General features: G+C 70.8%; 11 protein-coding genes. 5 read left to right on the plus strand and 6 right to left on the minus strand.

Annotated elements, in window-relative coordinates; translation table 11 throughout:
• The first annotated feature begins 73 nt into the window (after positions 1-73).
• Together A3IC_RS0137840 and A3IC_RS0137845 are read left to right on the plus strand one after the other, a co-directional pair.
• Positions 74-1,858 (plus strand): glycoside hydrolase family 3 protein, encoded by a 1,785-nt coding sequence (locus tag A3IC_RS0137840; protein ID WP_020555282.1) that lies wholly within the window; start codon positions 74-76, stop codon positions 1,856-1,858.
• A 155-nt stretch (positions 1,859-2,013) separates the two neighbouring features.
• The gene (locus tag A3IC_RS0137845) at positions 2,014-2,589 is read left to right on the plus strand and encodes a hypothetical protein (RefSeq protein WP_020555283.1); all 576 of its coding nucleotides are present in this window, start codon (positions 2,014-2,016) and stop codon (positions 2,587-2,589) included.
• 38 nt (positions 2,590-2,627) lie between these two features.
• Here A3IC_RS0137845 and A3IC_RS0137850 read toward each other — a convergent pair whose 3' ends face one another.
• Complete coding sequence (locus A3IC_RS0137850) at positions 2,628-3,272, minus strand: DUF1707 and DUF4870 domain-containing protein (protein ID WP_079026938.1); 645 nt, start codon at positions 3,270-3,272, stop codon at positions 2,628-2,630.
• Positions 3,273-3,449: 177 nt separating this feature from the next.
• Positions 3,450-5,558, minus strand: a complete 2,109-nt coding sequence (gene glgX, locus A3IC_RS0137855; RefSeq protein ID WP_020555285.1) for a glycogen debranching protein GlgX — start codon at positions 5,556-5,558, stop codon at positions 3,450-3,452.
• A gap of 96 nt (positions 5,559-5,654) precedes the next feature.
• Here glgX and A3IC_RS63190 point away from each other — a divergent pair, with 96 nt between their 5' ends.
• Positions 5,655-7,850 carry a beta-propeller domain-containing protein gene (locus A3IC_RS63190; RefSeq protein WP_020555286.1) on the plus strand — a complete coding sequence of 732 codons (2,196 nt, stop codon included), beginning with the start codon at positions 5,655-5,657 and terminating at the stop codon, positions 7,848-7,850.
• Positions 7,851-7,937: 87 nt separating this feature from the next.
• On the plus strand, positions 7,938-8,396 hold the full coding sequence (locus tag A3IC_RS0137865) for a MaoC family dehydratase (protein WP_020555287.1): 459 nt from the start codon (positions 7,938-7,940) through the stop codon (positions 8,394-8,396).
• 100 nt (positions 8,397-8,496) lie between these two features.
• Here A3IC_RS0137865 and A3IC_RS0137870 read toward each other — a convergent pair whose 3' ends face one another.
• The 4 genes from A3IC_RS0137870 to A3IC_RS0137885 all read right to left on the minus strand — a co-directional run bounded on the left by A3IC_RS0137870 (position 8,497) and on the right by A3IC_RS0137885 (position 11,596).
• Positions 8,497-9,669 (minus strand): NADH:flavin oxidoreductase, encoded by a 1,173-nt coding sequence (locus A3IC_RS0137870; protein WP_020555288.1) that lies wholly within the window; start codon positions 9,667-9,669, stop codon positions 8,497-8,499.
• Entirely contained in the window at positions 9,666-10,319 is a 654-nt protein-coding gene (locus A3IC_RS58875; protein WP_020555289.1) for a TetR/AcrR family transcriptional regulator, read from the minus strand. The genes A3IC_RS0137870 and A3IC_RS58875 overlap by 4 nt, the downstream gene beginning before the upstream one ends.
• A 114-nt stretch (positions 10,320-10,433) precedes the next feature.
• Complete coding sequence (locus A3IC_RS0137880; RefSeq protein WP_020555290.1) at positions 10,434-11,318, minus strand: universal stress protein; 885 nt, start codon at positions 11,316-11,318, stop codon at positions 10,434-10,436.
• An 83-nt stretch (positions 11,319-11,401) separates the two neighbouring features.
• Positions 11,402-11,596 (minus strand): hypothetical protein, encoded by a 195-nt coding sequence (locus tag A3IC_RS0137885; RefSeq protein WP_020555291.1) that lies wholly within the window; start codon positions 11,594-11,596, stop codon positions 11,402-11,404.
• Positions 11,597-11,949: 353 nt separating this feature from the next.
• Between A3IC_RS0137885 and A3IC_RS0137890 the strand changes: the two genes are divergently transcribed.
• Complete coding sequence (locus A3IC_RS0137890) at positions 11,950-13,191, plus strand: cytochrome P450 (RefSeq protein WP_020555292.1); 1,242 nt, start codon at positions 11,950-11,952, stop codon at positions 13,189-13,191.
• Positions 13,192-13,233 lie beyond the last annotated feature (42 nt).

Below are 13,233 nucleotides of genomic sequence, written 5' to 3' on the forward strand. Positions count from 1 at the left end.
AAGATTTTGCCGGCGTTGCGGGGTCATTCCGTGTTAGAAAACCTACTGGCCACTAGGTTTTTACGGAGGACCCATGACCGAGACCACCGCGCGCACCCGGTTTCGCGCCGCGACCTGCCCCTACGAGGACGCGTCGCTGCCGATCGAGGAACGGGTCGCGGACCTGCTCGGCCGGATGACGGTCGAGGAGAAGGCCGGTCTGATGTTCCAGACCATCGCGGTCATGGGGCCCGAGGGCACGCTGTCGGAGGACGAGGGTTCCCGGCCGTTCGGCGTCACGGTGCGCGAGATGATCACCGAAAAGGGGATGAACCACTTCAACCTGCTTGGTGGGGGTCGGCCCGAGCACATCGCGCAGTGGCACAACCGGATTCAGGAGCTGGCGCTGAGGACCCGGCTGGGCATCCCGGTCACGCTCTCCACCGACCCCCGGCACCACTTCACCGACAACCCGGGCACCGCCGCGTACGCCGAGGGCTTCTCGCAGTATCCCGAGACGCTCGGCCTGGCCGCGATCGGCGACGAGGAACTGGTCCGCGAGTTCGCCGACCTGATGCGCCGCGAATATCTCGCGGTCGGCATCCGGCTCGCACTGCACCCGCAGATCGACCTCGCCACCGAACCGCGCTGGTCGCGGATCAACGGCACGTTCGGCGAGGACGCCGAGGCGACCGGCAAAATGGTCACCGCCTACATCCGCGGCGCGCAGGGCGAGACGCTGAACACCGAGTCGGTGGCCTGCATGACCAAGCACTTCCCCGGCGGCGGCCCGCAACTCGACGGCGAGGACCCGCACTTCCCGTACGGTCGCGAGCAGGTCTATCCGGGTGGCAACTTCGACTATCACCTGGAGCCGTTCAAGAAGGCGCTCGCGGCCGGGACGTCGCAGATGATGCCGTACTACGGCATGCCGATCGAGACCGAGCACGAGGCCGTCGCGTTCGGCTTCAACAAGGGCATCATCACCGGCCTGCTGCGCGAACGACTGGGCTTCGACGGCATCGTGTGCACCGACTGGGGCCTGATCTCCGACGCGAACATCATGGGCCAGACCATGCCCGCGCGGGCCTGGGGCGTCGAGGAGTTGTCCGTCCCGGATCGGGTGTTGCGGGTGATCGAGGCGGGTTGCGACCAGTTCGGCGGCGAGGACATCCCCGAGCAGATCGTCGCGCTGGTGGCGGCGGGCCGACTCACCGAGGAGCGGCTGGACCTGTCGGTGCGGCGGTTGCTGCGAGAGAAGTTCGTCCTGGGCCTGTTCGACCACCCGTTCGTCGACCCGGCCGCCGCTGCCGCGCTGGTGGGCACCGACGCCGGCATCGCGGCCGGGCTGCGCGCGCAGAGCAGGTCGATCACGGTGCTCAAGAACGAATCGGTGCTGCCACTGGCCGAAGGCACACGCGTGTACGTCCGAGGTGTCGACGCCGAGGTGGCCGCCGGCTACGGCACCGTCGTGGCCACTCCCGAGGAGGCGGATGTCGCGATCGTGCGGATCAAGACCCCGTTCGAGCCGCGCGAGGGCGGCTTCGAACAGTTCTTCCACGCGGGTTCGCTGGAGTTCACCGAGGCCGAGCTGACCCCGATCCTGGACCTGTGCGCGAGCGTGCCCACCGTGGTGGACATCCACCTGGAGCGCCCGGCGGTCATCCCGGAGATCGCCGAGCGGTCGTCCGCGCTGGTGGCGAACTACGGCTGCGCCGACGCACCGCTGCTGGACGCGCTGTTCGGTCGGGTGCGGCCCGAGGGCAGGCTGCCGTTCGAGTTGCCGCGCTCGATGGCCGATGTGCGCGCCCAGCGCTCGGACGTGCCCCGGGACGGCAAGGACCCGGTCTTCCCGTTCGGACACGGCCTGACGTACTGAGCACCCCCCGAGATCGAGCGCTCCCGAGCGAGCCGAGGCCCTTACCCCACCGGGGTATCCGCCTCGGTTCGCCGGCACCGCGGTGCACGAACGTGGTGGGCGCGCCGACACGCACCGGTTCACCATTGCCGTCCGCGCCTGCTTAGGGTGCTGCCATGGGTAGCGAGCAGTGGGAGGGCGCGGCTCTCTCCTTGCACGCGACGGCTCGGGCACTGCGGGTGTACCGGCTGCGTGCCGTCGTGGCGACGGTGATCGGTCTGGCCGGCACGGGGGCCTGGTTCGTGGTCTTGTCCACCGCCGAGGACGCGGGCAACGAGGCATGGGGCGGCTGGGGCACGGTCCCGCTCGTGGTCGGCCTCGTGGCTTTGGTGATCGGGATCGGCGCGCTGGTCTTGGGCCGCCGGATGCGCCGCACACTGGCCCGCCATCCGTGGGTGACCTGCTCGTGCCGCTTCCGCGATCCGGCCGACGGCGACGGCGCGTGGGGTCCGCCGCTGGTGATCGGCGAGCGCGCCGGCGACGGCACGCAGCACGCACTGACCGTGGTGTCCATGTCGCACCGCTGGTGGCACCTGCACAAGTGCGACGGTGGCGACGTGTGGTTCGCGGGCGATCCGGCGCGTGGCGGTGTGGTCTCACCGCCCGGCGGCGAACTCCTGCTCTGGAGCCGCCCGAGCCGACTCGGCCGCAGCAGTCGCCCCACCCACCGCGCCAACCCCGCCGGAGCGTGAGGGCGCCCGCCGGGCGCTCGGCCCACCCCGGCGCCGGCTCATTTGATCAGCCGCAGGCTGATCGGGTAGCGCATCACATCGCCGCCGGCCGCCCGGGCCCCGCCGAGGATGGCGAAGACCGCGATGGACGAGTACATGACGGCGATCATCAGGCCGCCGAAGTCGCCGAGCAGCGCCAGGATGGGCGTCAGGACGAACGAGATCAGACAGGTCAGCTGGAAGTTCAGCGCCGCCTTGGCGTTGTCCCGGACGAACTCCGAGCGGGCACCCACCGTTCCGCGGATCAGGTACGGGCCGACCACGGGCGCGCAGAAGCCGCTCCAGTGCGCGGCCGCACTCCATCCCCGCTCGCGGCCCGGGCGCATGCGCTCGTACGGCCCGGCGGGCCGGTTGAGCCACCACGGCGGCGGCATCGGCGGCCCGGGCATCACCCGGTGCATCGGCATCATCGGCGGCCCCGACATCGGCATCAGCAGGTCGTCGAGCAGCGCCTCCAGATCCGCCCGGGTGCGCCCGGCCAGCGCCGCGGCGACCCGCTCCTCGAACTCCTCGTCGTCCAGCCTGCCTTCGCCGTAGGCGTGCTTGAGGTGTTCGATCGTGCGTTCGCGATCCGCGTCGCCGACCCGCATGTGCGCGGGCATGCCGTACCAATGGGGTGGATGAGGACCGGAATTCGGGTGCATGCGCGGCTCCTCTCGCTGTGCACACGGCTTCGTACAGCATGCGCCGTCGACGGACCGTGGTCTATCAGGGATAACCCTTGGTCCGACCCCTGGACAACCGTCGCAGGTATGAGTGCGATCCGCCTCGCGACGAAGCGCCTGCGGATTTCGTCCGGTGCGACGCCGGGCCGGACCCGGTCAGAACAGCCGGCGCAGCAGCCGCAACGAGTGCGCCTCCAGGTGTACGGAGGTGCCCGCCTTGGCCGCGGGCCGGTCCCGATCCAGCACCACCGCCGCACTGTCCAGCACCGTCCCCCACGCCGCGCCGTACTCGGCGGGCGGCAGGGTGAAGTGCAGGTCCCCCTCGTGCGCGTTGATCAACAGGAAGAACGAGTCGTCGCGGATCGGTTCGCCGCGCGGGCCGGGTTCGCCGATCGCGTCGCCGTTGAAGAAGACCGAGATCGCCTTGTTGAAGCCGGCCTGCCAGTCCGCCACGGTCATCGGCCGCCCACCGGGTGCGAACCACTCGATGTCGGCCAGGCTCGCGTCGTCCGCCGGCACCCCGCGCAAAAAGCGCCGGCGGCGAAACACCGGATGCTCGCGGCGCAGCCGGATCAGCATCTGCACCCATTCGAGGAACACCCAGTGCTCCCGGCCGCGTTCCCAGTCGACCCAGGAGACCTCGTTGTCCTGGCAGTACGCGTTGTTGTTGCCGCCCTGGGTGCGGGCGATCTCGTCCCCGTGCAGCAGCATCGGCACGCCCTGGGACAGCAGCAGCGTCGCGGCCAGGTTGCGCTTGGTCTTCTCCCGCAGTGCGAGGATCTCGATGTCGGTGCTCTCGCCCTCCACTCCGCAGTTCCAGGACCGGTTGTGGCTCTCCCCGTCCCGGCCGTCCTCACCGTTGGCGTCGTTGCGCTTGTGCTCGTAGGAGACCAGGTCGTGCAGCGTGAAGCCGTCGTGGGCGGTGACGAAGTTGACCGACGCGGTCGGCCGCCGGCCGTCGTGGCGATACATGTCGCCGGATCCGGTGAACCGGGCGGCGAAGTCCGGGAGCATGCCCGGTTGTCCGCGCCACAGGTCGCGCACGGTGTCCCGATACCGGCCGTTCCACTCGGTCCACAGCGGCGGGAAGTTGCCCACCTGGTAGCCCTCGTCGCCGACGTCCCACGGCTCGGCGATCAGCTTGACCCGGCTGACCACCGGGTCCTGCTGGACCAGGTCGAAGAACGCGGAGAGCTTGTCCACCTCGTAGAACTGCCGGGCCAGTGCCGCCGCGAGGTCGAAGCGGAAGCCGTCGACGTGCATCTCGGTGACCCAGTAGCGCAGCGAGTCCATGATCATTTGGAGCACGTGCGGATGCGACATGCGCAGCGAGTTGCCGGTGCCGGTGGTGTCCCAGTAGTAGCGCGGGTCCTGTTCGGACAGCCGGTAGTAGGCGCCGTTGTCGATCCCGCGCAGGGACAGCGTCGGGCCCAGGTGGTTGCCCTCCGCGGTGTGGTTGTAGACCACGTCGAGAATCACCTCGATACCGGCCTGGTGCAGGCATTTCACCAGGTAGCGGAACTCCTGCACCTGTTGCCCCAGCGAGCCGGTCGAGGAGTAGGCGGCGTGCGGCGCGAAGAAGCCGATCGTGTTGTAGCCCCAGTGGTTGGCCAATCCCCGGGCGACCAGGTGTCCGTCGTCGACGAACTGGTGCACCGGCATCAACTCGACCGCGGTGACCCCCAGCGACCGGAAGTACTCGATCATCGTCGGGTGTGCCATGCCCGCGTAGGTGCCGCGGATCTCCGGCGGGATGTCCGGATGACGCATCGTCAACCCGCGGACGTGCGCCTCGTAGATCACCGTGTCGTGGTATTCGTGCCCGGGCCGGTGGTCGTCGCCCCAGTCGAAGTACGGGTTGACCACGACCGAGGTCATCATGTGCGGCGCCGAGTCGCTCTCGTCGATCCGCTCCGGCTCGCCGAACCGATACCCGAACACCGGTTGGCCCCAGCGGATGTCGCCGTCGAATGCCTTGCCGTACGGATCCAGGAGCAATTTGGCCGGATTGCAGCGGATCCCCCGGCGGGGCTCCCAAGGCCCGTGCACGCGGTAGCCGTAGCGCGCACCGGGTTGCAGGCCGGGCAGGTATCCGTGCCAGATGCCACCGTCCACCTCGCGCAGCGGCACCCGTTCCTCGTTGCGGGCATCGTCGACCAGGCACAGGTCGACGGCTTGGGCGACATCGCTGTACAGGGCGAAGTTGACGCCCGTTCCGTCGTAGGAGGCACCCAGCGGAAACGGGTGTCCGGGCCACAGCGTCATCGAGGTTCCCCCCTTCGCGGCCGGGTTCGGCCTGACCGCACACCTGCCCGGGTCCGGGCCCGGGAACCGTTCCCGCGCCCGATGCGTCGGACGGCCATGCGAATCCACGACCGTTCCACGCGCGGGGCCACTGCCCTGCCGATCCTCGTGCTGACGGCGGGACTCGTCGTCACCGGTTGCACCTCCTCCTCCGGCGACTCGAAGCCGGATCCGGTCCGCACGGCCGCCCTGTCCGGGGAGACGATGCGGCTCACCGCGTTCGACTCGTGCGGTGCGCTGGTCGACGACTTCCGTGCGGCGGCGCTGCGCACGATGTCCGAGAAGAAGTCCGTCGACAACGCGAAGCCCGGGACGAAGTCGGACGGCGAGGCGCCGGCCGGCGCACCCAGGGCGGCGGCACCGCAGGGCCTGGCCGCGGATGAGGCGGCGCCCGGCGCGCCGGAGCACTCGACCACCAATACCCAGGAGCAGGGCGTCGACGAGCCCGACCTGGTCAAGACCGACGGGCGTCGGGTGCTGACCGTGGCCGACGGCCGGCTCAGCGTGGTGGACGCCGCGACCCACCGGGTCACCGGCACGCTGGACGTGCCCGGCGCGCGGGCGAGCGATCTGCTGCTGTCCGGCGATCGAGCCCTGCTGATCATGAACGGCTCGACGAACCTGCCCAAGAACAAGGGTGGTTCGGGCAAGATGGCGCTGATCCCGGGCGATCCGGGCGGTTCGTCGAGCCCGGTCGTGGGTGGGCGGGCCCGCTTCGTACTGGTCGACCTGACCGCCGCGCCGCGGGTGATCGGCGACCTGTCGGTGGACGGGAGCTATGCGGACGGGCGGCAGATCGGCAGCACCGCGCGGATCGTGGTGCGCTCGCGGCCGCGACTGTCCACCTCCGCGAGCAGGTCGCCCGGCAAGGCCAAGGATCTGATCCAGCGCTCGACCGCCTCGGACTGGCTGCCGCAGTTCACCCTCGCCGCGAACGGTCGGACCGATTCCGGCGATCTGGTCGGCTGCGACCGGGTGAGCCGGCCGCAGGCCGAGCCCGGCGATCCCGGGCACACCGGCACCGCGACGCTGAGCGTGTTGTCCTTCGACCTGACTCGCGACCTGGACAAGGGCGATCCGGTGACGGTGGCCGCCGACGTGGACAACGTGTACGCGTCGGAGTCCAACCTCTACCTGGCGACCACGACCAACCGGCGCAGCGTGTCCGCGGACCCGAAGGTGATCGGCGGCGGACCGCCGAGCACGACGACCACGATCAACCAGCTCGACATCTCCGGCAAGGGCACGCCGAGGCTGGTCGGCACCGGCGTGGTCTCGGGCGCGATGGTCAACGAGTACGCGATGTCCGAGCACGCGGGCAACCTGCGGGTGGCCACCACGCTTTCACCCGGCGACCCGACCGTGCCCGGTACCGTGCCCAGCGACCTGCCGCGGAACAACACCACCCGCGGCGACTCCGCTCCGGGCAGCGCGGCGTCGGGCCAGGCCGTCCCGGGCAGCGCGCCGCGCGGCGCCATCGCCCCGAGCGACCCCACCGACGCCACGCCGAGCACGCCGCCGGACATGCCGCCGCCGATCGCACCCCGCTCCAGCACCGAGTCGGTGGTCACCGTGCTGGCCCGCAGCGGCGACAGGCTGACCCCGATCGGCCGGGTGGGCGGTCTGGGCCGGACCGAACGCATCATGGGCGTGCGCTTCGCGGGCCCGCTCGCGTACGTGGTGACCTTCCGGCAGACCGACCCGCTGTACACGCTCGACCTGAGCGACCCGCGCAATCCCAAGGCGGTCGGCGAGCTCAAGATCAACGGCTACTCGGCCTACCTGCACCCGATCGCCGACGGCCGGCTGATCGGCGTCGGCCAGGACGCCACCGACGGCGGCCGACGCCTGGGCACCCAGGTGTCGTTGTTCGACGTGAGCACCCTGGCCAACCCGACCCGGGTCGCGCAGTACGCCCTCCCGGGCGCGAACTCGCAGGCCGAGCAGAACGCGCACGCGTTCTTGTACTGGGCCAAGGACGGCACCGTGGTGGTGCCGGTGAACGACTCCTACAGCATCTCGGCGCAGCCGCAGTTCGCTCCGGGGGAGAAGTCCCCGAGCGGCGGCTCGTACGCGCTGGTGTTGCGGGTGGAGGGGAGTCGCATCGTCGAGGTGGGTCGGGTGACGCACCCGGACGCGAGTATTCAGCGCTCGCTGGTGATCGGTTCCGACCTGTGGACCGTCTCGACGGCCGGGATCTCGGTGGACCGGCTGGCCGACGTGCGTCAGGTGGCCTGGATCCCCACCGCCTGACCGTCCCGGACGGCGCCCGGGCGGGCCGGTCTGGTATACCCGGGAGAAGCTGATCTGACAGACCATCAGAAACGACCGGGAGCGCACATGGCGGCCACCGTCTTCACCGACCTCCAGCAGATCAAGGACTCGGTGGGCAAGCACCTCGGCCACAGCGAGTGGCTGGAGATCACCCAGGACCGGATCAACCTGTTCGCCGACGCGACCGGCGACCACCAGTGGATCCACGTGGACGTGGAGAAGGCGAAGAAGGGCCCGTTCGGCGCGCCGATCGCACACGGCTACCTGACCCTGGCGTTGTCCAACCTGTTCCTGCCGCAGATCGTCGAGGTGCGCAACATCTCGATGGGCGTGAACTACGGCGTGGACAAGGTGCGCTTCCCGGCGCCGGTCCCGGTCGGCTCCCGGGTGCGCGGCGGTGCGGAGATCGTGGCGGTCGCCGACATCGCCGGCGGCATCCAGGTGACCATCCGGATCACCGTCGAGATCGCCGACTCGGCCAAGCCGGCCTGCGTGATCGACTCGATCAGCCGCTACCTGGCCTGAGCGGGCACGACCGGCCCATGGGCCGGTCGTGCCCGCTCCACGACGCCGGACGGGCCCGCGATGGGCCCGTCCGGCGTTTCGCGAACCGGATCCGCGCGCGCTACGCGTTCGGCTCGATCACGACGCAGCGGGTGCGGCTGTAGATGGTCGGCATGCACTTGTTGCAGTGGATGCACAGCGACTTGGTGTCGCGTTCGGCCGCGATCCGGTTGATCAGGTCCGGCTCGCGCAGCACCGCCCGGCCCATCGCGACGAATTCGAAGCCCTCGGTCATCGCGAGGTCCATCGTGTCCCGGTCGGTGATCCCGCCGAGCAGGATCAGCGGCAGCTTCAACTCGGCCCGGAAGCGCCGAGCGGAGGAGAGCAGGTATGCCTCCTCGTACGGGTACGAGCGCAGGATGCGGTTGCCGATCAGCTTGACGCCCAGCCGCTGCGGCTGCGGGAAGGTCGCGGCGAACTCCGGCACCGGGGCGTCGCCGCGGAAGAGGTACATCGGGTTGAGCAGCGAGCTGCCGGCGGTCAGTTCCAATGCGTCCAGCGAGCCGTCCTCCTCCAGCCGGCGCGCGGTCCGGATGCTCTCCTCCAGGCGGATGCCGCCCGGGACGCCGTCCTCCATGTTGAGCTTGGCGATCACCGCGATCCGGTCGCCCACCGCGTCCCGCACCGCCCTACACACCCCGCGCGCGACCTTGGCCCGGTTGGCGAGCGAACCGCCGTAGGCGTCCTTGCGGTGGTTGAGCTTGGGGCTGAGAAAGGCGCTGGCGAAGTAGTTGTGACCGAGGTGGATCTCCACCGCGTCGAAGCCGGACTCGATCGCCAGCAGCGCGGCGTCGGCGTGCGCGCGGGTGATCCGGTCGATGTCCGCCTCGGTCGCGGCGTGCGTGGTGCGCATGCTGAGCGGATTGAACATGCGCCCGGCGGACAGCGCGGGCCGGCCGTTGGACTTGGCGTTGGCCACCGGACCGGCGTGGCCCAGTTGCGCCGAGACCGCCGCGCCCTCGGCGTGCACGGCGTCGGTGAGGCGGCGAAGGCCGGGCACCGCCTCGGGGCGCATCCAGATCTGGTGCCGGTCGGTACGGCCCTCGGGGGAGACCGCGCAGTAGGCCACGGTGGTCATCCCGATGCCGCCCGCCGCGGGACGCCGGTGGTACTCGATCAGGTCGTCGGTGACCAGCGCGTCCGGGGTGGCCCCCTCGAACGTCGCGGCCTTGATGATCCGGTTGCGCAGCGTGAGGGGGCCGAGTGTGGCGGGGGCGAAGACGTCGGGTATCACGAGGCACCTCGTTCTGTGCGGGCTGTCCGGGACGGACCGGGCGTGCACGGGTCGGCCGGCGACACGTCGGCGGGGCGTGGGGCGTCGAGGCCGGCGGTGACGAAGCCGACGACGGCCGCGGCGGCGGGCGGCGGGACGAACGCGTCCGCCACGGGTTGGCCGTAGAGCTGGAGCAACAGGTCGAAGGCGAGCCGCCAGCGATCCGAGACCTCCCGGGCACTGAGGTCCGGGCGCGCCGCGGCCAGCAGCCCGCGCCACGGTGCGTGCCGAAACCATGGGTCGTCCCATGGCAGTTCGTGCCCGGAGAGCACGGTACGGGCGAGCAGCTGAAGCAACATCGGCCCGTTGGGTTCGCGGGCCAACCGGTCGAACGGCTCGACGATGATCGTGACCACCTCGCCGATGGTGGGCGTCCAACCGGCCGCGCGGGCCCGCTCCAGGTCGGCCAGGGGCTCGGCCCACAACGGCCCGAGCCGCTGTTGCAGCAGTGCCACGACCAGGTCCCGCTTGGATCCGAAGTGGTAGTGCACGGCGGCCGGATTCATCCCGGCGGCCGCGTTCACCGCCCGGACGGAGACCCTGTCGTAGCCCTGGGCGAGGAAGAGCCGTTCGGCCTCGTCGAGCAGCCGGGCCCGCGATTGTGCTGTCACGGCAGGCACCAAACCACGAAGTGCCGGCATTTTCAATCACTGATTGAAGCACTGATCGCAACGGCGGCCGGGTCACGGCGCGCGCCGTATCGGACGCGGGTCTCCACCAGGCGCTCAATCCAGGGGGACCAGGAGCACCGGACAGTGGGCGTGTTCGATCGCGGCGGCCGCGACGTGGCCGACCCAGTGCCGCAGCGGGCCTCGGCGGTGTCGGACGCCGACCACCGCCAGCGCGCTGCCCGCCGACGCTTCCACGAGCGTCCCGGCCGCGTCGGCCATGACCGAGTCCGCGCGTACCTCGACGTCGGGAAACCGCGTCCGCGCCCAGCTCAGCGTGCCCTCCAGCGCCGTCGCATGCACCTCGGCGACCGCGCGCATGTCCGCCTCGCTGGGCCCGGCGAGCCCCGCGTAGCCCGGCCAACTCCACGCGTGCACCGCATGCACCGGCACACCCCACCCGCCGGCCGCCTCGAACGCGGCCCGCACCGCGCGATCGTCGCCGTCGCCCTGAACGCCGAGCAGCACGTCCGCGCCGGCCGGCCCGGCCGAAGCCGCGTGCTCGCCGCGCACGATCAGCAGCGGGCACGTGGTCCGTGCGGCCAAAAAGCGCGAGACCGAACCCAGGAGCAGGCCGACGAACCCGCCGCGCCCCCGTGATCCGGTGACCAGCAACCGGGCGCCCTCGGCCGCCGCGAGCAGCGCGTCCCCGGGCAGCCCGTAGCCGACCCGGGCCTGCACGATCAGGCCCGGATGGCGCCGCACCGCCGCCGCCGCGGCGTCCCGGACCAGCGCCTCGGCCGCCCGAACGGTGTCCTCGTCCGGCTCCACCGACTCGAAACCGGGAGTGGCCATCGGCATCCGGATCGCGTGCACGACGCGCAGCAGCGCGCCCTGCCGGACCGCCGCCTCGGCGGCATGGGCCACCGCCCGGTCGCCGTACTCCGAGCCGTCCGTGCCCACGACCACCAGGGGCGTGTCGACCTCGCCTGTGTGCGCCATGCCTGCTCTCCACTACCGGTGTCGAAACGGCGAAGAGCGGCCCGGCGGTCCTGCCGCCGAGCCGGCTCGGGTGACCGCCGCGATCAGAAGCTCAGGCTGCTCAGCAGGTTCGCGAGGCTTCGGCCGCTGCTGTGGATGCTCGGCGCGATCGAGGTACCGGCGAGATAGAACCCGAGCAGCGAGCACACGACGGCGTGCGGGATTCGCATGCCGCCCTTGCGGATCAGGATGAGCACGATGACGGCCAGCAGGACGACGGCGGAAATGGACAAGGCCATGGGGGTGACTCCTCGGGAGGCGCGCGCGGAAGCGCAGGGGACGGAACGGCCGCACCGATGTCGGGACAGCGCGAAGAGTGCCGGTGGGACGGCCGAACTTCTGTGCTTTTGTCACCGGTACAAAAACTAACAGAAAGTGTCTATAAGGTAGCAAAAGGTCACAACTTCGCTCGTCGGGTCGCCCCCGTGACGGCGTGTCTCGGCGTGTCCCACCCCGCGCCCGGCGGGTTCGAGTCACGGGGCGGCGCGAAAATCACCCGCCGTCGCCCCTCGATCGCTCTTCCCGACCCGCCTCAGCCGTGGAATTCTGGCCGCGCCCGCGCCCAGCCAGCACCACTGCCGGAAGGTCCGCCGTGCCCGAAACGATCGACAGCGCCGCCCCGAACACCGCCGCGTTCGACGTCTACAGCCCAGACAGCTACGCGGCGGGCATCCCGCACGCCACGTTCGCCCGGATGCGCCGCAGCGCTCCCGTCTACCGCCACGCGGACCCGGAGCGGCCGGACGGCTTCTGGGCCGTCACCCGGCACGCCGACGTGATCCGGGTGTCCCGGAACCCGGAGATCTTCTCCTCGCGCGAGCGGTTGTCCCTGCTCGTCGAGCCCGAGGAGGACGTGCTCGCCACCCAGCGGCTGATGATGCTCAACATGGACCCGCCGGAGCACTCGCGGCTGCGCAACATCGTCAACAAGGGCTTCACCCCGCGCACCACGCTGACCCTGGAGGACAAGGTCCGTGACGCCTGCGAGCGGATCGTGGCGAGCGCCCTGGACCGGGGCGAGGGCGACTTCGTGGCGATGTGCGCGGCCGAGTTGCCGCTGGTGGTGATCGCCGACCTGATGGGCGTACCGCAGATCGACCGGCATCGGCTGTTCGAGTGGTCGAACAAGCTGGTCGGCGACGCGGACCCGGACCTGCGCCAGGACGCGGGCGAGGCCGAGCAGGTGCAGATGGAGATGTTCGGGTACGCGGACGCGCTGGGCGCGGCCCGGCGCGAGTGTCCCGTGGACGACATCGTGTCCAAGCTGGTGTGCCCCGACCGCGACGGTCAGGAGCTGACCGCGATCGAGTTCGACCTGTTCTTCATGCTGCTGGCGGTGGCCGGCAACGAGACCACCCGCAACGCGATCTCCGGCGGCATGCTCGCGCTGATCGAGCACCCCGAACAGTGGGAGCGGCTGCGCGCCGACCCGGCCGGGCTGGCCGGGACCGCGGCCGACGAGATCGTGCGCTGGGTCAGCCCGGTCAACGCCTTCAAGCGCACCGCGGTCCGCGACACCGAGCTGAGCGGGCAGCCGATCGCCGCCGGCGACAAGGTGGTCGTCTACTACGCGTCCGCCAACCACGACGAGGACGTGTTCGACGACCCCTACCGCCTCGACATCGGGCGCGACCCGAACCCGATGCTCGGCTTCGGCGGCGGCGGACCGCACTTCTGCCTCGGCCGGCACCTGGCCAAGCTCGAACTGGAGATCATGTTCCGCACCCTGGCGGAGCGGGTCGAGCGGGTCGAACCGCTCGGCCCGGCACGGCGGATGCGGTCCAACTTCCTGAACGGCATCAAGGACATGCCGGTCCGGATCCACCGGGCCTGACCCGAGCGCGGACCCGACCGACCGCGGCCGGCCCGACGGGTG

The organism is Embleya scabrispora DSM 41855, assembly GCF_000372745.1.
Classification (GTDB): Bacteria; Actinomycetota; Actinomycetes; order Streptomycetales; family Streptomycetaceae; genus Embleya; species Embleya scabrispora.